Source organism: Flavobacterium collinsii (assembly GCF_902804485.1).
Lineage (GTDB): Bacteria > Bacteroidota > Bacteroidia > Flavobacteriales > Flavobacteriaceae > Flavobacterium > Flavobacterium collinsii.
In genome coordinates, this window is sequence record NZ_CADCST010000136.1 from 1 (window position 1) to 19,904 (window position 19,904).

General features: G+C 33.5%; 15 protein-coding genes. 4 read left to right on the plus strand and 11 right to left on the minus strand.

The features are described 5' to 3' along the window. Positions 1-576 precede the first annotated feature (576 nt). The 4 genes from FLA105534_RS21160 to FLA105534_RS21175 form a co-directional block, all read right to left on the minus strand. Complete coding sequence (locus FLA105534_RS21160) at positions 577-1,125, minus strand: hypothetical protein (RefSeq protein WP_173968074.1); 549 nt, start codon at positions 1,123-1,125, stop codon at positions 577-579. Positions 1,126-1,154: 29 nt separating this feature from the next. Beyond that, on the minus strand, positions 1,155-1,835 hold the full coding sequence (locus tag FLA105534_RS21165) for a hypothetical protein (protein ID WP_173968075.1): 681 nt from the start codon (positions 1,833-1,835) through the stop codon (positions 1,155-1,157). Between the two features lie 110 nt (positions 1,836-1,945). Continuing rightward, on the minus strand, positions 1,946-2,806 hold the full coding sequence (locus FLA105534_RS21170; protein ID WP_173968076.1) for a helix-turn-helix domain-containing protein: 861 nt from the start codon (positions 2,804-2,806) through the stop codon (positions 1,946-1,948). Between the two features lie 329 nt (positions 2,807-3,135). After that, a complete protein-coding gene (locus tag FLA105534_RS21175; protein ID WP_173968077.1) occupies positions 3,136-3,873 on the minus strand; it encodes a hypothetical protein in 738 nt (245 codons plus the stop codon). Positions 3,874-4,223: 350 nt separating this feature from the next. Between FLA105534_RS21175 and FLA105534_RS21180 the strand changes: the two genes are divergently transcribed. Further along, positions 4,224-5,906, plus strand: coding sequence for an AraC family transcriptional regulator (locus FLA105534_RS21180; protein WP_173968078.1), 1,683 nt, complete (start codon positions 4,224-4,226; stop codon positions 5,904-5,906). Positions 5,907-6,237: 331 nt separating this feature from the next. On the opposite strand, the gene FLA105534_RS21185 is transcribed toward FLA105534_RS21180, so the two are convergent. Both FLA105534_RS21185 and FLA105534_RS21190 read right to left on the minus strand, forming a co-directional pair. Next, positions 6,238-6,498, minus strand: coding sequence for a hypothetical protein (locus FLA105534_RS21185; RefSeq protein WP_173968079.1), 261 nt, complete (start codon positions 6,496-6,498; stop codon positions 6,238-6,240). A gap of 162 nt (positions 6,499-6,660) precedes the next feature. Beyond that, on the minus strand, positions 6,661-6,975 hold the full coding sequence (locus FLA105534_RS21190; protein ID WP_246253287.1) for a helix-turn-helix domain-containing protein: 315 nt from the start codon (positions 6,973-6,975) through the stop codon (positions 6,661-6,663). A 505-nt stretch (positions 6,976-7,480) separates the two neighbouring features. On the opposite strand from FLA105534_RS21190, the gene FLA105534_RS21195 reads away from it, so the two are divergent. From FLA105534_RS21195 to FLA105534_RS21205, 3 genes are read left to right on the plus strand one after another with little or no spacing between them, the layout of a single operon-like run. Then, positions 7,481-10,501, plus strand: coding sequence for a SusC/RagA family TonB-linked outer membrane protein (locus FLA105534_RS21195; RefSeq protein WP_173968080.1), 3,021 nt, complete (start codon positions 7,481-7,483; stop codon positions 10,499-10,501). 10 nt (positions 10,502-10,511) lie between these two features. Next, on the plus strand, positions 10,512-11,906 hold the full coding sequence (locus FLA105534_RS21200) for a RagB/SusD family nutrient uptake outer membrane protein (RefSeq protein ID WP_173968081.1): 1,395 nt from the start codon (positions 10,512-10,514) through the stop codon (positions 11,904-11,906). A gap of 11 nt (positions 11,907-11,917) precedes the next feature. Next, positions 11,918-14,584, plus strand: coding sequence for an alpha/beta hydrolase family protein (locus tag FLA105534_RS21205; protein ID WP_173968082.1), 2,667 nt, complete (start codon positions 11,918-11,920; stop codon positions 14,582-14,584). Positions 14,585-14,668: 84 nt separating this feature from the next. On the opposite strand, the gene FLA105534_RS21210 is transcribed toward FLA105534_RS21205, so the two are convergent. The 5 genes from FLA105534_RS21210 to FLA105534_RS21230 form a co-directional block, all read right to left on the minus strand. Beyond that, entirely contained in the window at positions 14,669-14,941 is a 273-nt protein-coding gene (locus FLA105534_RS21210) for a hypothetical protein (protein WP_173968083.1), read from the minus strand. A 178-nt stretch (positions 14,942-15,119) separates the two neighbouring features. Further along, positions 15,120-15,395: a DUF6520 family protein gene (locus FLA105534_RS21215; RefSeq protein WP_173968084.1), complete on the minus strand. Its 276-nt coding sequence runs from the start codon at positions 15,393-15,395 to the stop codon at positions 15,120-15,122. Positions 15,396-15,496: 101 nt separating this feature from the next. Next, positions 15,497-17,014, minus strand: coding sequence for a MauE/DoxX family redox-associated membrane protein (locus FLA105534_RS21220; protein ID WP_173968085.1), 1,518 nt, complete (start codon positions 17,012-17,014; stop codon positions 15,497-15,499). Between the two features lie 355 nt (positions 17,015-17,369). After that, complete coding sequence (locus tag FLA105534_RS21225) at positions 17,370-17,660, minus strand: hypothetical protein (protein ID WP_317168230.1); 291 nt, start codon at positions 17,658-17,660, stop codon at positions 17,370-17,372. A gap of 662 nt (positions 17,661-18,322) precedes the next feature. After that, positions 18,323-19,321, minus strand: a complete 999-nt coding sequence (locus FLA105534_RS21230; protein ID WP_173968086.1) for an IS110 family RNA-guided transposase — start codon at positions 19,319-19,321, stop codon at positions 18,323-18,325. Between the last annotated feature and the right edge of the window lie 583 nt (positions 19,322-19,904).

Genomic DNA, 19,904 nt, shown 5'->3' on the forward strand with positions numbered 1-19,904 from the left:
GTTATATCTAGCATTATTATTTGATTTTTAAATTATATAAACAGAGCGTTTAGTCGCATAACATTATGCAACAAAAGAGTACTTAAATAATTATATCAAATCAATAATGAGGCGTAAAGAATATAACGCCTTTGTGGAGGTGGAGAAAAATTATTTTGGTAATTATTTGTAGTTGTTTTAGAAAGAACTACAGGGTAAAAAGTAATTTCAGAAAAAAAATAAGAATCAACAACGACAACTTTTTTTTGAGTTGTAGTTTCGGGTATATCTAACTTTAAAGTGTTTTGAGAAATATAAGAATGTGTTTCCTTTTCAAAATTTAGCCTTTCTTCATTATCTGAAAATTCAAATACTGTGTTGAGATAACAGCAAGAAATTAGTGTGAAGAATAATATTTTGAAATTAAAAACCATACAGCAAAAGTATAACTTTATTCTTTATTGAAAATAAATTATTATGATTTCTAAAGTTTTTTTTCAAAGTTCAGTTTAGCTCAAGGGTTTTCTACAACTCGTTAATACCAGCCATAAAATGGCATCAATACAACTTTTTGGTTGATAAGTAACTTTTTATATCCTAAAAAGATAAAAACTCAATTTCCGACTTTTTATCCATGAGCTGCCAGCCATCATCGGCTCGTATAAAATAGACTTCATGATTGAGTGTGTCTTTCAAACCATTTTTAATTGCAGCAGCAAAAACATTCTTTCTTCGAATTGTTGTGAACTCCACTACTGCTTTATTGCCAGAGCTCATAATCCTGATTTGTTTAATTATTCCAAACTCTTCATCTGCTACTTTTACACGCTGGATCTTGCTTATTTTATCATCTGCCGGCGTAGACAATAAGTACGGTTTTGCTGCCGCGGTAAAACTCACAAAAGAAGTTGTATCACCAAATTTCTTAGTTTGAAGCACTTTTACAAATCCTTTTTCTACGAGTCCGGATTTTAAAATGAAATAAGCATGCGTGGGATCACCGCAGAAAATATCATGGTCTATAATAGTAGGATAATGTTTTTTTTCCTGAATAAGTGCCGTAGCCAATTTTTCATCCAGTTTTTCGGGCTGGCAACTGGTGATGATCAGAATCATCACTGTCAAAATGCAGAGTAGATTTTTCATGTTTTAAATTTTAGATGATTAGTATTTAGTTAATATTCTTTAATCTGCTTAATCATGCGTTCTAATGTTTCAATTGCTATTTCCTTATCTCTTTCTTCGACAGCGTATGCTTTGCTTCTCATAGCATTAAAAGAAAGATCTGTCTTGTTTTCAGTGGATAAAAAAGGAACGATTGTTTTAAATAAATGGTTCATTGATTTAGAAATAAGAATTTTTAATTCATCAGAGGCTCTTAAAATTAGGGCTGTCTGATCTGTTGAAAGTTTACATAAAACTTTATCAGAAGGGTTATTTAATACCGAAGTACTATTTGTCTTTTTTTCAATACTTTGTAAAGGAATCTCTAAATAGTTTGCAAATCTTGATTCTATAAATGTTATTAATTCATCCAAACAAGAAATTAAAGTTGTTGTAACTACTTTTATATTATATCTGTCAAAATCATTGCCGTTATTTATTTCTTTGATTTTATCTAATAGAAACAGCAGTGACGAGTAATAATTACCAACTAAAATTTTAATCTGTTTTTCCTTGGTAAGCGAAAAAACCTGCATGGTAAACTGTGACTGGATAAAAAATGTCTGCTCATTTGCTTTTTTTATAATCGCTTTGGATTGAATTGGAGTTATCATCGTAAGATCTGTTTTACTCGGATTAAGGGTTGAAGTCACCGTTACATCCATCCATTCTAAAAGATAGGTTTGAGTCATTTTTTTTACTTTTACTTAGTAAATATTTCTATCGACTTGTAATCGACAGTACTCTAAATCAATGCTTGTAGAACATACTTAACCCGGTCAAAACATGAATTGTAAGTTGTTTAATAAAAATTTAATCGTGAACGGTACTGGGAAGGAGACTGAGAAGTATGCCTTTTAAAAAATTTACTAAAAGAAGAATAATTTACAAATTGCAGTTCTTCTCTAATATTGGATATATATAAATCTTCATTTCGAAGTAGGTTTTTTGCCTCAAGAACAATAGCCTCAACAATAAATTGCTTAGCTGTTTTCTTCGTAAATTCTTTAATAATTTTTGTAAGGTTATCAGGTGTCATAGATAACGTTTCTGCATAATATTTTACATCATGGTGTTTTTTGCAATTCATTTCTAAAATTTCAAAAAACTGAAGTACCAATTTTTCTTTTATAGTATGTTTGTCATTTAGTTGTTGAAAATAGCGGCTATATTTTTCAGCTAATACATAAAGAAATAGATTGAAACTGAGCCGTAATCCTTCTTCTTTAAAGATTTGTTTATTCGATTTTCGTGTTTTACGGTGCAACTGTTCGAACAATACTATTAAATCTGGCAGATCTTTATTTTTGATACAAATTTTAGAAGGAAGTTTTCTAATGTAAAAATCAAGATATCCTATACGTTGTATTCGGATACTATTTTCAAAAACAAACTCTGATGTAAATGACACTAAGCAAATTTGCAGTTGCTCACTCATCATCAAAACTTCACATGAACTTTGTATCGGAACCACTAATAATTCATTTTCAAAGACAGTAACTGCTTTGTCATCTATCTGTATCTGTAAGGAACCCGAATTCACAATCAGTATAGAGTAATGGTCAACCTTAAATAGTTTACTAAAAGCTGTTTTAGATGTAAAGGTCTTATAAATGAAGACTTGCATACCAATGGGACGATATTTTGTTTTTTTGCTTACCACAACAATGTTCTTTTATGAAATTAGGATTAAAATCAGCTAAATAAATTTTACTTCATAGAGATTCGGGCTGATAGCAGATTACTCAGAAAGAAACTTGGACATCAGTGAAACAGTAATAAAAAGTAAATTTGACATGCCAGTTACAAAAAGTAAATAAGCCAGACTACGTGGGCTGTCACTTTTTATCTCGCCATTGGCGAGGTAGCCAATTATTTCATCGTAGGAGAATAGATCTACAATGAAATAAAGACTAACAAGATTGAATAGAATCAGAAACACAGTGAAGATGTATACTATTTCTTTTTCATGGCAATAAATAAAGTACATCATCACTCTGTTATTAGATTGTGTATCATAATTCCAGTTACAAGTGAGCGTATTATTGCAGCAGATGAATTATCAATTGCCCCACTAAGTCCTCCAACACGATGACCAACAGAATTGTCCCAATCTTTATCCTTTTCTACTATATCATAGTAGATTGAATATCTGACTATAGAGGAAGTGGTAAGGATGATTCTTTTATCCTCATCATTAAATATCGGATTGCTAATTACGGTTGCTTCATAAGATGTTATGGACTCATAAATTTCATCATAGGGATGATTTTCCCATAAAAGCACTTCGTTCATAAAACTCGAAAGGCTATTTTTTGCGGTACTTGTCATAACAGAATTTACAATAACCTGATCTAGCTTAGCCTGAGGATTATTTATAATTTCATGTACTACATTTAGATTAGTGGGTAGAATTGTGCCCGTGCATAAAAGCATTAAATCATCGTTCGAAGCTGCGATCGCTTCGATTTGTTGGCTGATTTGTGCAATTGTAGTATGTTGATAGTTTCCTGCTAAATAAACATCGAGAATATCATTGTGCAGCTTACCTGCAAAATCATAAATATTTGCTGGATTTTCAGGAGTAAGGTTTTGTACCAAACGTGTTGAATTTTGCGATTTCTTGCTGCTGACTTTATTATAAGCACTATCACTGTTGTCAATAGTATCTGTGGTGCAGGAAACGATTAGTAATGGTAAAATCACTAATGAGAATGAAATGTTTTTCATGATTAAAATGTGTAAAATGTGGTCAACTATTTTGATAATCAATTCATTTCACCCGGGTAAGCAGAACTTTAATTTAGCACGATGCTAAATATTTTTGCTTTTGAATTCGAGACAAATCTAAATGGCTTTTTTTTATCACGCAAAACTTTGTATACGGATTTCCGAGAAAAACAGTATGGATTTCCGAGAAATCCGTATGCCTTTTTTCGCACAAAAACACTCATTACCAATTGTTTATACTATATTTGAGCCAATTCCCTGCAAAATATACACATAACTCTTTAAAAGCCGATTACTTGACTCCGAAAATGATTTTACAGAGGAAATAATGTCTCATTTTAATTCGAATTATGATTAGAAAGTACCTTTTTTTACTCTCTCTTTGTTTGGGAGATCAAATTTGCGCGCAGGAAATCCATTTTAAAATTCCTGATACACTCCGAAATAAGGATTACGAATATCTTTTAGATAGAATAGAAAAATCCGAAAATGACAGTATTAAACAATCACTGTACCTTAAATCCTTTCTAATAAAATCAAAAACAGATACGAATTTGAAACAGGTCGTAAATGGCTATAAAAACTATCTTCACTACTCACCTGAAAATTTGAAACTGATCTATGCAGATAGTATGATTTACACTGCAAAAAAATCAAAGAGTAATGCTTTGATTGGTTCAGCCTATCTCTCAAAGGGGATTTTATACTATTCCCGAAAGCAACTTAATTATGCATTGGATAATTACCTTATTGCAAATAATTATATTTCCAAAACTAATGACCAGTATTTAATCTATAAGACCAAATACAATATCGCTAACATAAAATACTTTCTTGGTTTCTATGATGAAGCTATTTCTTTGTTTAAAGAATGTATTACCTATTTTAAACAGGATAAAGAGAATAATGACAGAGGGTATTTGAATTCTCTTCATTCTTTGGGTTTGTGCTATAATCGTATTGGAAATTATGCTTTATGTACCCAAACAAATGAGAAAGGATTACTCGAAGGCAAAAGATTGGGCAATGATGAAATGAAGGAGTACTTCATTCTCTCGGAAGGAGTTAATCAGTATTTCCTGGGCAACTATACTTCAGCTATTGCCAAAATAAACTATTCATTGCCCGTTATTCAAAAAAAGAAAGATTTTGGTAATGAGGCTGTGGGGAATTTTTATATTGGAAAGAGCTATTGGGATCTTAAGAATACTAAAATAGCAATACTCTATTTCAAAAAAGTAGATGCTATTTTTGATGATAAAGGATACATTCGTCTGGATCTTCGCAATAACTACGAATTATTAATCAGCTATTTTAAAACTAAAGGCAATGCTGAAGAGCAGCTTTACTATATTGAAAAACTACTTAAAGTAGATAGTGCCTTAACCAGCAAATATAAATATGTATCGAAAAAAATTCACAAGGACTATGACACTAAAGAATTATTGGTACAGAAAAAAAGTGTTGAAAAGTTACTTGCTAAAAAAGAACTTGATGCTTTAATTCATAAAGGAATAATAGTTTTTTTATTGTTATTTGTGGCTGTCCTTACTTATCAACATATTAGAAACAGAAAACTTTATCGGCGTAGATTTGATGAATTGATGAAAAAAGATCAGGCTTCTAGTGAGGTTGAATCTAAAACCACGAATTATGGAGTCGAAGATATAAATCCAGATACTGTAGTGGGTATATTAAAAAAATTGGAAAAGTTTGAAAAAGGTAAACTGTTTCTGGAAAAAGATTTAACGGAAATAAAGCTGGCAATATCATTGGATACAAATATAAAATATTTATCAAAAATAATAGCACATTACAGAGGGAAGAAATTTGTAACGTATATCAATGATCTCAAAATAGACTACTTGATTAACCAATTAAAAGAAAATAAAACAATGCACCGTTATGGCAATAAAGCGCTCTCGGATGAAGCCGGTTTTAGTAGTACCGAACGTTTCGTAAAAGCTTTTTCTTCCAGAACTGGAATGCCAGCAACATTTTTTATGGAAGAACTGCGAAAAAAGCAATCTTAGATTTTTACTCTTTGCAACTTGAACATTGTCTTATTCTGTCACAAATTAAACTGTAAGTTATTTCTTTATTATTTATTTTTATATAAGTTTGGAAAAAGCAAACATATGGCAACGAATCATATTGATTTTACAAACGTAGAAAGATTAGTACAAGTAAATTTACAAAGAAAAAATGACCTAAGAAATAAGAGAACCACTAAGTTATTGTGGTTTGTATTGGCGAGCTTTATAATGATTTTACTGTTTTTTTGAACGAAGAAATAACTATCAATTAGTTAAATATTTTTTTTCTAATACTACTTTTTGAAAAATATTTTGGGCTTTATAAAAGTTATTTACTAGATGCATTAATTAACGTAATGGTATCAGCAAGATTATGATTTGAGATAAAATCCAAAACAAAATGCTCTACTTCTTTTTTATTATCTGGTAAAGTAGAAAATGAATTTAGATAAAAATATTCATTCTCATCAGCTATATGAATGATTTCAGTGTAGCCTTTAGTGATAAGAGAGCCTTTTAACTTCATTACTTTTAGCTCTCCGCTGTGGTCAATTTCCTTTTTTACTCTTAGCTTAATTGTTTTGTTCATTTTTTTTAACCTAAATTACTTAAGCAGGGTTTATATTTCTATTTTGTATTGACTTATTATTAATAAATCTTACTAATGCTAAAACATCTGCTAGAGCAAAAAAGATGCCTGAGCATCTTTTTTAGTTTCTATTTTTATATTGTCAATATTACTCGACTTAATTTATTTTCGTTCAGTATTTTCTTTGATAAATTTATCTACATTAATTTCTACACTTAGGATATTAATAGTTTTAAAATTTAATGCTTTTGCTAAAAAAACTAATTTTTCTAACGTGGGATTAGCAGTACCTCTTTCAGTTGTACCAATTAAGTGTTTTGTTAAACCAAGATTTTTATCCGCAAGTTCTTGTTGAGAAATGTTTTCTTTATTATTATAGTCTGAGCTTGGTATTTTTTCACGGAGTTTTCTCAGTTCCTCTCCTAATTTTCCTTTTTCAGTCACATCGTTCTTATTAGCTTTTGTTAAAATTCCCACTTATTTATTAAAATAACGGTATGATATATCATACCGTTATCTTTTTTTTGTTATGTTTGTAACATATTTACATATTAAATGTATTTTTGCGATTCTTCATATAAAATATTTGAAGCATTCGCTTTGAATCTCGTTATCAAAAACTGGTAATTTTTACGCACGAGATGATAAGTAAGATGCTCACGCTTTACGGCGTGGGCTCACTTATTCGTGCGTGGGTATACCAGTACCTTGATAGCGTTTAAGCTGAGTACCCGCGCCTTTTTTATTTTTAAGCAAATTCCTCAGCTTTCATTCATAGCACCAATCTTCATTTTTTTAGACTCGTAAAAACTTTAATTAGTTTGACTAATCAAAATTTAGCGCCCATGATTTAACAAAAATGGTAGTCGATACCATAAACAACTCAACTTAATACATAAAAATGATCCTCTACTTCGTCTGGAAAACTAGTATAGAGGACCATAGCTAATAAAACTATCGTTAAATTAACCAATCCAATATTATGAATAATTTTTCATTTTACAAGGATGGTAAGACTCTTTATTGCCTGTTTTTTTTCGGGTGTTTCCTGTCTTTCACTCCTGTTTTATCATCCAACTTGCTACGGCAACAACAGTCCAGTTTCCAACAGAATATAATCCACGGTATCATCACAGATGGTGCTAATGTACTACCTGGAGTTACCATAGCGGTAAAGAGCAAATCCAATTCCGGTACAATTTCCGATTATAATGGACAATATACTATTACAGCGAGTAGCTCCGATACGCTAATAGTGTCTTTTATTGGTTACAAAACAGCACTAATCCCAATAAAAGGACGTAAAACTGTCGACATCCAATTACAGTACGATACAACAAATCTTCAAGAAGTTAGAGTCAATGCAGGGTACTATTCGGTCAAATCCAGCGAACGCACAGGGAGTATTGCCCGCATTACTTCCAAAGACATCGAAACTCAACCTGTCTCGAATGTACTTGCCACTATGCAAGGACGTATGGCTGGGGTGAATGTCATACAAAGCACGGGTGTTCCCGGCGGAGGTTTTGAAATCAAAATCCGTGGACAAAATAGTATTCGAAGTGACGGGAATGCACCATTATACATCATAGACGGAGTACCTTATGCCTCTGACCCAATTGGATCGAGTCGAACTGCTACCACATTTCCAACTGCTACAAGTCCATTAAACAGTATTAATCCCGACATGATTGAAAGCATTGAAATTCTAAAAGATGCAGATGCTACAGCCATATACGGTTCTAGAGGTGCTAATGGTGTTGTGCTTATCTCCATCAAAAAAGGAAAAGCAGGAAAAACAACTTTTAATGTTACTGCTTCAACAGCTGTAGGTACCGTCACTCGCTTTCTAAAACTCATGAATACCCAAGAGTATTTAGCCATGCGCAAACAGGCATTTATAAACGATGGTCTTACCCAGTATGGTCCTTTGGACTATGACATCAATGGTACTTGGGATCAAAACAGGTATACCGATTGGCAAAAGGAACTCTTGGGCGGTACAGCTCAGATCACGAACCTTCAAGGAACCGTATCGGGAGGCTCTGAGAATACTCAATTTTTGGTGAGCGGTAGTTATTATACCGAATCAACCGTATTCCCCGGTGATTTTCTATATAAAAAAGGAGGAGTTCAAATGAATCTTAATCATCGCTCAGAGGACAAAAAATTTAGGTTAACATTCTCAGCAGGTTATACGAGTCAAAATAACAACCAGCCTTCGTATGATTTCAGTTACGATGCGCGCTCCTTACCACCTAATGCTCCAGCATTGTATGATGCAAATGGAAACTTAAATTGGGAAAATAGTACTTGGGAAAATCCTCTGAGAAATCTCAATACCCAATTTGTAGCAAAAACAAATGATCTGATTGCCAATACCGTACTGTCTTATGAAGTACTGCCGGGATTATTACTTAAAAGCAGTTTAGGTTTTACCGATTTAAGTACCAATGAAACCCGAATAGTCCCTTCCACTACAGCCAATCCTGCTCTTGGGGCCGACAGTTCTACTTCAGCGATATTTCTAAATAATACCGATCGTTCTTCGTGGATAGTTGAACCTCAAATCAATTGGAGAAAAGAATTGGGAGCCGGAAAATTGGAACTGCTTTTAGGTGCTACCTTTCAAAACCAGATTACTGGGCGGCTGCATCAATCAGGAACTGGATTCAGCTCCAATAGTCTGATTTATAATTTGGCTGCAGCAAAAACAACACGTGTATTGCTGAATGAAGAAATCCAATATAAATACCAAGCTTTTTTTGGCAGATTAAATTACAACTGGCAACAACGTTATATTGTGAACTTAACAGCAAGACGTGATGGTTCGAGCCGTTTTGGACCAGGAAATCAATTTGCCAATTTTGGAGCAGTCGGTGCAGCTTGGTTATTTTCTAATGAAAAATTTCTAAAGCACAGCTCGTGGCTCAGTTTTGGAAAAATCCGCTCTAGTTACGGCACGACAGGCAATGACCAAATTGGGGATTATCAATTTTTAAATACCTATACCACAGGAGTAATTTACAATGGAATCGTAGGTCTACGCCCCTCAAGGCTTTACAATGCTAATTTTGGATGGGAAACCAATAAAAAATTGGAATTGGCATTGGAACTTGGGTTTCTGCAAGATCGTATTTTTACCACTGTTGCGTGGTACCAAAACCGATCTTCCAATCAGTTAGTAGGGGTTCCTCTTCCCGGAACAACAGGCTTTACTCTTTTACAGTCCAATCTGGATGCTACTGTAGAAAATGCAGGAATAGAACTCATCTTGCGTACTATTAATTTCAGCAGTGATGCCTTTAACTGGAGCACTAATTTCAACCTCACTTTTGCCCGTAATAAATTAATTAGCTTTCCTGGACTGGAAAGTTCACCTTACAGCCAGCAGTATCGCATTGGTCAGCCCTTAAATATTGAATTACTTTATAAATACAAAAGCGTTAATCCCCAAACCGGAATTTATGAATTTGAAGACACCAATAAGGATGGCAGGATCTCTTTTCCGGAAGACCAGCAAACCTTGGTTGATCTAAATCCCGAGTACTATGGAGGCATTCAGAATCAAATCAGTTATAAACGATTGTCATTGGATTTCTTATTTCAATTTGTAAAGCAAAAAAATCGCAACTACCCGATGGGTCCCGCAGGTATGATGTCCAATCAGCAGGAAAGAATGACAAACAGTTGGCAACAAACTGGAGACATTGCTCCCTATCAAATCTATACGACAGGTTATAATAATGATGCTATAACCGGAGATAATTTATATGCTGAAAGTGACGCTGCTATTAGCGACGCTTCCTTTATTCGCTTGAAAAACATCGCTCTTACTTATGATGTTCCTTTAAGTTTAAAGGAAACTCAGTTTAAAATTATGCTGCAAGGTCAGAACCTTTTGACTTTTACGTCTTACAAAGACGGAGATCCTGAATTTACCAGTTATGGTTTTTTACCACCTCTTAAGGTTATCTCTGCTGGGGTGCAATTAACATTTTAATCCAACGAAAATGAAAACATTCTATCTTACCATAAAACAGTTTCTATGGGTAAGCATTTTATTTATGCTAAACTCCTGCGATTCATTTGTCGATGTTGAATTACCAAAATCACAGCTCATCAATACTACGGTATTCGAGGATTACCCTACGGCAAATGCTGCTATTATCGACATATATGCTAACATTCGAGACAAAGGGATGTTAACCGGAGCAGGTTTGGGTATTTCCAATCAGCTAGGAAATTTTGCCGATGAAATAATCAGTACTCAAAATCCAAACAATCCCAGTTTGAATTTCTACAACAATAGTCTTCTGGCTTCTAATACCTCGGTATCGGGATACTGGAATATTACCTATAACCAAATATATGCCGCCAATGCTGTAATTGAAGGTGTTGCAGCGAGTAAAAACCTCTCTGTAGATCAGAAAAAACAACTGACAGGAGAAGCCCTTTTTATTCGCGCTTTGTTGCATTTTTATCTGGTGAATGTTTTTGGCGATGTGCCTTATATAACCCAAACGGATTATAAAAAAAACAGCACGGTGAGCAGAACACCTACTGGCGAAGTATATCAAAATTATATTGCTGATTTAGAAAATGCAATTGCTGTTTTGCCTGACACTGCAACTACGAGTGATGTAGAAAGAGTGCGTCCCAATAAATCCACAGCACAAGGGTTATTAGCAAGGATTTATCTTTATAACAAATCCTATCCCGAAGCAGCCAATATGGCTTCGGCTGTTCTAAATCACGAAGGCTTATATGTGTTAGAGCAAAACATTGCTAAAGTTTTTTTAATTGGTTCCAAAGAAACAATTTGGCAATTGCAATCCGGAAATGCAGGACTAAATACAGCCGAAGCCTCTTTCTTTACTTTTACTTCAGGGCCTCCTCCTTTAGTTTCTTTGAGTGATAATCTTGTAAATTCTTTTAAACCAAATGATTTGCGTAAATCCAATTGGATAAAAACAATAACAAAAGGAACGGCAACATGGTATCATCCTTATAAATATAAAGAAAACAAATCAACCTCGGTTTCAAAGGAATATTCTATTGTCTTTCGCTTGGCAGAGCAATACCTCATCAGAGCAGAAGCTCGCGCTCAGCAAGGTGATCTTATTGGAGCCAAGGAAGATTTAAACAAAATTAGGCTACGGGCTGGGCTCTCTGGTACTACGGCGCAAACCCAGCAGGAAATTCTTGATGGTATTCTACTGGAAAGAAGATGGGAGTTTTTTACCGAACGAGGGCATCGTTTTTTTGATTTGAAGCGGACTGGGAAACTTGACAGTACTTTAACCGGATTGAAATTAGGTTGGAACACCACCGACATTTTATTTCCTATTCCGGAAAGTGAATTAAGCACAAATCCTAATCTGAGACCTCAAAATCCGGGATACTAAATATAAGAGCCATGTTCACAAACCATATCCAAGATAGGGACAAAACCAGTACATTTTATTATTTGTGCCCTAAATTAATTTTAGTTTTATTTTTTATTTTGCCATTAGTAACCTGTCCTTCTTGGGGGCAGGTGGTGCAAAAAAAACAATTAACGGCTTCCGATTATCATTTATGGGGAACAGTAGATTTAGATAAAGTTTCACCTGACGAAAAATGGGCAAGCTATAGAATGACATATGATACGGGTATTGATACTTTATTTGTTCGAAATATCCTGAGCCGCAAAACATACCACTTCGCTGGTGGTAACACTTCACTCTTTACAAAGGATAACGTTTATATATGTCAAAAGGCAGAAGAGCTACAAATCCTAGATACAAAAACGGCAAAAAAAGAAACAATACATAACGTTAAAAAGTACACTTATTGCCCCGAAACAAATCAGTTAATCCTTCTTGTTAGATCAGAGGATAGTATGAGTACTTTAATTATTCGATCACCAATAGGCAAGATTATAAAGAAAATTACTGACGTAACCCAATTTTCCTTAAGTCCAAAGGGACAGCAATTGGTATATTCCACTTTTTCAAACCATAAAAATTCGCTTGTACTGCTTGATCTTAAAAACATAAATAATGCAAAGAGGCTCTTTATTGATAGCGCAACTCATTTTAATAATTTTTCATGGCAAAAAGAAGGATATACACTGGCTTTTCTTACACAATCCAATGATCTGTCTAATAATTCGCTTTGCTATTATATTTTAGAAAAGGATAAACTATATCAATTAGATCCAACAACACAACCTAATTTTCCAAATAATGCAACTATAACGGATGATTCTTTCTATAAGATATCAATCTCGGATGATATGCAAAAAGTTTTTTTTGCAATCAAAAATAAAATCAATATTCCGGAAATTAAACCGGATTCAAATGTGGAGGTTTGGAATGCAAATGACAAATGGATTTATCCACAGAATCAGAGAAGCGGAAATTTTGAAAAGACAGAAAAATTAGCTTTATGGTTGCCATTGGAGAACCGTTTTACTGCTATTACCTCAAATGAGCTTCCCAAGGTTATGCTCTCTGGAAATCAGCAATATGCCATTTTATCCAATCCAAAAGATTATGAGCCGCAATTCGAAACAGAAAGTCCGAGAGATTATTACATTATGGATCTTAATACATTTGAAAAAAGCCTTTTTTTAAACAAACAAGACAGTAATTATACGCTTGTTATTCCTTCTTCAGTTGGAAAATATGTAGCTTACTTCAAAGAAGATAATTGGTGGGTATACGATATTGCTAATAAAACTCATAAAAATATCACGATTAATGCTGGAGGTAAATTTAAAGCTAAAGTGCATACACTCATTACAGAATCTGCTTGTGGCAATCCTGGATGGAGTACTGACGACAAAGAGATTTTGATTTATGACCAGTATGATTTATGGGCTTTTACTTCTGATGGCAGTACCTCAAGGAGACTCACTCATGGACGGGAAGCAAAAATCAAGTATCGTATAGCCGAAGTTCCAAATGAAAGGACCCTGAATTTTATTTATGATGGGATGAAAATAAAGAGCTTTGATTTGTCTTATGGATTACTCCTCAGAGCGGAAGGCGAACATGGAAAAACGGGTTATTTTAAATGGAGCATTAATGCAGGTACAAAGCCCATTGTCTATGGAGACAGTTATATCGATCAATTAAATTATGCCTCCCAAAAGAAAAGTATGTTCTACAGAGAGCAAAAATTTGATAGTGCTCCTCAATTGATGGTAACGAAGGATTTTTTAAAACCTATTTCATTTTTTAAAAGTAATCCCCAGCAAGAAAAATACTTTTGGGGCAAATCAGCACTCATTAAATATCAGAATTCTAAAAACCAAAATCTAAAAGGGGTTTTGTTGTATCCTGCCAATTATGATCCAAAGCAAAAATATCCCATGATTGTTCCTATTTATGAAATTCAGTCTGATTTACTTCATCATTACATTAATCCTTCGTACTATAATGAAGCCGGCATTAATCCAACTGTTTTTGCCTCTCAGGGCTATTTTGTTTTTTTGCCGGATATAATTCATGAAGATGGGAATCCGGGTATTTCGGCAACGGATTGTGTTATCACTGGAACAAAAAAGATTATTGATATAGGGATTATAAACCCTGATAAAATTGGACTTATCGGACATTCGTTCGGAGGATTTGAGGCCACATTTATCATAACTCAAACCGACATATTTGCAACTGTCATTGCAAGTGGGGCAATTACGGATTTAAACAGCTTTTATCTGACCATTAACCAAAAATCCGGAAAACCGGATATGTGGCGCTTTCAAAGTGAACAATGGCGAATGGGGAAAACACCTTTTGAAGCTCCTTTAGCCTATGAGGCTAATTCTCCCCTAGCTCATGTTCAGAAGATCAAAACACCTCTTTTGCTATGGACTGGAAAACAAGACAAACAAGTTGATCCGCATCAGACTATAGAATTCTATTTGGCACTTCGTCGATTGGGCAAAAAAAACATAACGTTATTTTACCCCAATGAAGGTCATGTTCTGACGAATACGACAAACCAAAAAGATCTTGCAATTCGCATGCAGGAATGGTTTGGATATTTTTTAAAAGATGAGCCACCGACCCCGTGGATTAAAGAAGGATTGAAGTAATTATTGATAAATCAATTTAAAAAACATTGCAGTTCCGTTTATGGAACTGCATTACTGTTTTGACAAGTATTTTAATTAAGTTGTTCAAGGACGATATAAGGGGATTACACAAGTACCATTATCATCTTTCTCATAGGCTATTGGTCCTGTTGTACCATATAGACGGCAAAGAAATGGTGATAGTGTACCACAATTTATAGATACATCTCTACATAGGCCCTGTGCGTCTACTAAATATCCTATTACTGGAGGTTTATCCTTAGGTAGTCTTTGCATAGAAGTGGTTGCAAAAGCTCCCGTAATTCCCAAAACTATAACAACAAATGACATGCTGTTTTTTAAAAATATTTTTTTCATACTATTAAATTTTAAATTACACTTTGATTTACATTTTTCTACAATTATTAATTGAACATTTCCTAACAGATAGACCTCTAAGGATTTAAAATAATTATTCATCAATGAAATTAAAAACAATGCAGTTCCGGTTACGGAACTGCATTGCCATTTTGATAAACACTTTAATACGATTCAATCAAGGACGATACAAAGGTTGTACACAATTATCGTCATCGTCTTTCTCATAGGCTATTGGTCCTGTTGTACCATTTAGACGACAAAGAAAAGCTTTAGGCGTATCATCACAAGCCACCGGGATATCGAGACATTCATTTTGTGAATTAGCAATATATCCTACCGTTGGAGCTACGTCTTTCGATGCGCTTTGCATAGAAGTAGTTACAAAAGCTCCTGAAATTCCCATCACTACAACAGCGAAAGGCGTAATTTTTTTTAAAAATAAATTTTTCATAATATTAAATTTTAAATTACACTTTGATCTACTTTTTTATACAGGTATTCGATCTAATTCCTGATACTGATCAGTATATGTTTATGTCTTGCACATCTATTTTAGTTGGTTTTTAATTCTTTTGTTAGTATCGTTTTTAATTCATGAACAACAAGGTCATTGCCTATTATAGCATACAAATGGGTTGTTGTAACAAATAAGGAATTAAGCTCATTATCGCCTGTTTTATAAATAGGAAAACTCAGTAAATAGGCATTTTTGTTTAGGTCATATACATCAATAATAAATGATTTTTGCCAGAGCTTATCATTTTCATATTTGCCTTTTACTTTAGAGTGAACAAACAATAACTTTTGACAAATAGCAGCATGAGCATTCACTACAAATGGAGGAGATGACATTTCAGCCTGAGTTCCATTTTTGAGATACGAAACTTTAATTTTCGCATGTTTTATAGTATCTATTGTGTGCCCTCTATAATCGAGTATACCATTTTTATTTGCTACTATAAACTCGTTGCGATAGTAATACTGGTAGACCATTCTATTTAGTTCTTCGCTATACAATAATGTTCCGTCAGTATCAAAAATACCATCAATCTGTTGTTGCAAAAGATCCCTGTTGTATGTTGTTTTAGCAGTAGGATTTGAAGTAAAAACACCTAACACATTTGCTAATTTTTTAGCATTATTAGATCTAAAAGCTATAGTAGTACTATCAATAGGTACCGCTAGCGTAAAATATGGAATACCTTTAAGTTCTTTTGTTATTTTCCAGTCCGAAGTACTTCCTCTAAAAATAGTTGGTACGCTTCCATCTATCAGGTAAAAATTAGAATCTCTTATAACAACGGTAGCCATTTTAAAAGGTATGTTCTTGGGATCAAAAGATATTTTCACTACTTGTTGATTGCCTAAATTAGTATCCATTGTTATTATATGCAGTGGGTTGGTATAATTTCCAAGGTAAATTCGGTTATTCCTGTAACCCACAAAATAATAGGAATTTAATTTTAAATCTATTGCATTAGAAAATACTATGGGATGCTGTGGATAACGCCTGATAAATGGATTTTCATTGTGCATAATGTCCTCAGAAGACAGAAATAAAAGCACCACGACAGCTATACTGCCTACTATGGAAATGCTAATTTGTTTTATACTTAAAAAATGCTTTTTTAGAGATTTATTAGTGCTGGCAAAACTGTTTTTTATGACTATTGCTAAAGCCGCCAATAGCATAAATAAGACATTAAAAACGAGATGGGCGTTCCAACTCATTTTTTCTAATATACCTCCACAGGAACATGGAACAAATGAACTGTAATGCAATACAATAAAAATATAAGCTGTGAACATTGTCATCAAACTAAATGCTGCTAAAAGACCAGCACTTTTAAATTTTGGAATAATAAGAAGTAAGACTATTATCAGCTCAACTGCTGGGACTAACCATGATACCCAAGAAGCAAAAGCACTTAATAAAGGTGATTTTCCAAGCTGTACTTCAAAGTTCTCAAAATCTAATAGTTTGCTTACAGCCGCGTAGACAAATAGAAGTATATACAGTAGACCTATTATGTCCAGAATTACATTCTTAATTTTTACATCTAGTTTCATGTCTTTTGATCTTTAAGTTGATACAATTATGAAATGTCATTTCTATGATTTTTTCTTAGAATGGTTTTCAAATTTTATGTTTTTCAAATAGTAAATTGTACTACCATAATTCAATTCCATTAAACTCAAAAAAACTGTCATTTTAAATTAGTTGACTTGGAGCAAACAAAACTACTACAGCCTGTTTTATAAAGTGTTATCAAAATCCTGCTAAAGGTTTCCCTTTTCCTGCCATTTTCATTGCAGACAATAAAAAAAGAAATATTTTTCTTACTTAAAAAGTAATAGATACCAAAAAGCCAATAAACGTTTAACATTTATTGGCTTTTTTTTTATTCTAAATTCATAGTATATTTTACTTCCCGGTTTGGGTCAATGTCTTTAATTTTTCACTGAGTTCTATAAGTCCGGCTTTTTGCAAACATTCATCCCCAAAGAGTTTTAATTCCTGAAGATTTTCTTCCGGAATACTGGTCATAAGAATCGATGGTTTGACATCATCTTTGGCTGATAATCCACGTTCAATAACATGGTTTAGTAACAATACATTTTTTCGCGAAATTCTTAAATCAATTTTCACCACATCATTCATTCCAGGGATACTAAGCACAGTATCAATTACCTGAACCACATCATTTGTTGTCATAATCTTCACGTTTATAATTAATAATTTACTGATACAAAGGTATTAAGCTACTCTTAAAATCTCATGGACATAATATGTCCATCATAGGTAAAATCCATTTCTCTTACTTAATTTTGTCTCAGAAATAAACGCATAAGGTTAAAAAACCAACGAAAAACCTTCCTTAAAACAGTCAGGATTTTGTTGTTTTAAAATGGATTTATTGCTTTGAAAGAGCACGTTTTTAAATCTAAAATCGAGAGGATGAATTGGCATTACCGCTGCCCCATTATAGTAACTTCTGGTTATATGCAGTGTGCACTTTCCTTGAGTTCGAAAAATAAAAGTGAAATAGATTTTATAAAAAACATTAAATTTTTAATGACTGTATAAATGGAGTATTTACTTTCCGGAATAGTACTGTTAGTATATCATATCATTTAAAAAAATGGAATAAATTAAAAAATGGAATTTTGAATATTTCGGAAATACTGGAATATCTTAGAGACATTTAAAGTATCAGGAAGATTGCAACGTTCCTGCAATCGGTATTCTAAGACATATACAAGTTTTTTTTGATGTTTATTTTAAAAATGATTTTTAAATGATAAAATAATGAAAGAGCATAACAAATCCTGGCCGAGAAAAAATTCAGCTACAGACAATAGAAAATCAGATGTTTATCAAGCTACATACTTCATAACATCAACATACTCGGTACCTCTTTTAGCCACAGCAAAAGCACGTGCTAAGAGTTTATTACGGATGATATTAAGCACACACATTTTGCTCTTTCCATCTTGAACTTTACGCTTATAAAAGATGCTTATCTCTTTATCGGTATGAGCTGCGCTTAAAGCCGCAATATGGAGCATTTTTTTAATCTGTTTATTTGCGATGGGATGAACATGACTTCGGCTCTGCAGGCTGGTTCCTGAGCTGTTTTGAAAAGGAACAATTCCTGCAAAACAAGCGCATTTGCGCCAAGTTTCAAATCTTGAAAAGTTATGAGTGTATATAATTAAATAAACACCAACCAGAAGTCCAATGCCTTTAATACCGGTTATCAATTCAAATGTTCTTTTAAGTTCTGAATCATCATTTACAATAGCTTTAATTGCCTTTTCAATGGCTTTAATTTCAGTATCTAATGATTTTATAATATGAGTATAGCTTTCCATTAAAACAGGAATCTGATCAATAGGTAAAAACTTGGACTGTTCTTTCATCGTGCCGACAAAAACTCCACGATCTCTGGCCAGCCTGTCCCTTAAAGTCATTAGCGGATGTAGTTTTAATATCGCTTCCGAAGGTACTTTAGTAGGTAAGTATTTATCTCTTTTTTCATAGGCATATTCAGCAATACGACGAGAGTCAATCTTATCGTTTTTACCTCGTACAATGCCCAATGAACGCTTTATCTGTAAAGGAGATATCATTGAAAAGTTGCACTCATGTTTTTGCATATAAATAGCTAATAACAAGGAATAAAATCCTGAATGCTCAAAACAGAAGACAATCTCTAAAGGAGTTGTTTCCAAAGTACGATGGTAGATCCATTTTAACAATGAATCAAAGCCCTGCTGATCATTAGTAAATTTATGATGTAATGATTTGTGATGGATGTAAACATCCAAAGTCAGTTTTGAAATATCAATCCCGACAAAATGTTTGAATTGCATAACATTGATTTTAATGGTTAATAAATTAATTTGTTGCTATGAACTAATGCCGTTAAAAGACCTTAAAGTCTACTATTCTAACTGGTTACTGCAACGATTATAAAGACTAACAAAGAGGACTAATACCGATTGGGTACCTAAAGTACAAGCCAGATGAAAAGTTCACCTCTTATAAGCCTAATACAAAATTCAAGTATTTATTTAATCAAAATGACAATACCAAAAAGAAATGAAAGAGGACGCATACCGATTCATGTGCCTTTATAACACAAGCAAGATGACTAGTTCACCTCTTTCAAATCTTATATTTTAAAAATAAGGGGACAAATACCGATTCACGTACCTCAATAAGTACAAGCCAGATGTTTTGTTCACCCCCTGACAAAACTTCAAGAATCTAGAGAAAATAAAAGACTCTGGGGAAGGTTTAAGTTAGCGTCAAAGCTAACGGCCAGATGTCCGGTTGTTAAACAACCGATCTGGCTGCTCTACACTCGGAACTCGTGAGCAGTGATACTGAAAGCATCAAAAAAGAATTTGATAACAATGAAATGCAGCGTAGCAAATTCACGAATACCAATAA

What these genes read in the sequence shown, in the direction of transcription:
- FLA105534_RS21205 (WP_173968082.1), top strand. Translation starts at nt 11,918, where the DNA reads ATGTTCACAAACCATATCCAAGATAGGGACAAAACCAGTACATTTTAT.
- FLA105534_RS21200 (WP_173968081.1), top strand. Translation starts at nt 10,512, where the DNA reads ATGAAAACATTCTATCTTACCATAAAACAGTTTCTATGGGTAAGCATT.
- FLA105534_RS21165 (WP_173968075.1), bottom strand. Translation starts at nt 1,835, where the DNA reads ATGACTCAAACCTATCTTTTAGAATGGATGGATGTAACGGTGACTTCA.
- FLA105534_RS21230 (WP_173968086.1), bottom strand. Translation starts at nt 19,321, where the DNA reads ATGCAATTCAAACATTTTGTCGGGATTGATATTTCAAAACTGACTTTG.
- FLA105534_RS21175 (WP_173968077.1), bottom strand. Translation starts at nt 3,873, where the DNA reads ATGAAAAACATTTCATTCTCATTAGTGATTTTACCATTACTAATCGTT.
- FLA105534_RS21195 (WP_173968080.1), top strand. Translation starts at nt 7,481, where the DNA reads ATGAATAATTTTTCATTTTACAAGGATGGTAAGACTCTTTATTGCCTG.
- FLA105534_RS21185 (WP_173968079.1), bottom strand. Translation starts at nt 6,498, where the DNA reads ATGAACAAAACAATTAAGCTAAGAGTAAAAAAGGAAATTGACCACAGC.
- FLA105534_RS21215 (WP_173968084.1), bottom strand. Translation starts at nt 15,395, where the DNA reads ATGAAAAATTTATTTTTAAAAAAAATTACGCCTTTCGCTGTTGTAGTG.
- FLA105534_RS21210 (WP_173968083.1), bottom strand. Translation starts at nt 14,941, where the DNA reads ATGAAAAAAATATTTTTAAAAAACAGCATGTCATTTGTTGTTATAGTT.
- FLA105534_RS21160 (WP_173968074.1), bottom strand. Translation starts at nt 1,125, where the DNA reads ATGAAAAATCTACTCTGCATTTTGACAGTGATGATTCTGATCATCACC.
- FLA105534_RS21220 (WP_173968085.1), bottom strand. Translation starts at nt 17,014, where the DNA reads ATGAAACTAGATGTAAAAATTAAGAATGTAATTCTGGACATAATAGGT.
- FLA105534_RS21180 (WP_173968078.1), top strand. Translation starts at nt 4,224, where the DNA reads ATGATTAGAAAGTACCTTTTTTTACTCTCTCTTTGTTTGGGAGATCAA.
- FLA105534_RS21225 (WP_317168230.1), bottom strand. Translation starts at nt 17,660, where the DNA reads ATGACAACAAATGATGTGGTTCAGGTAATTGATACTGTGCTTAGTATC.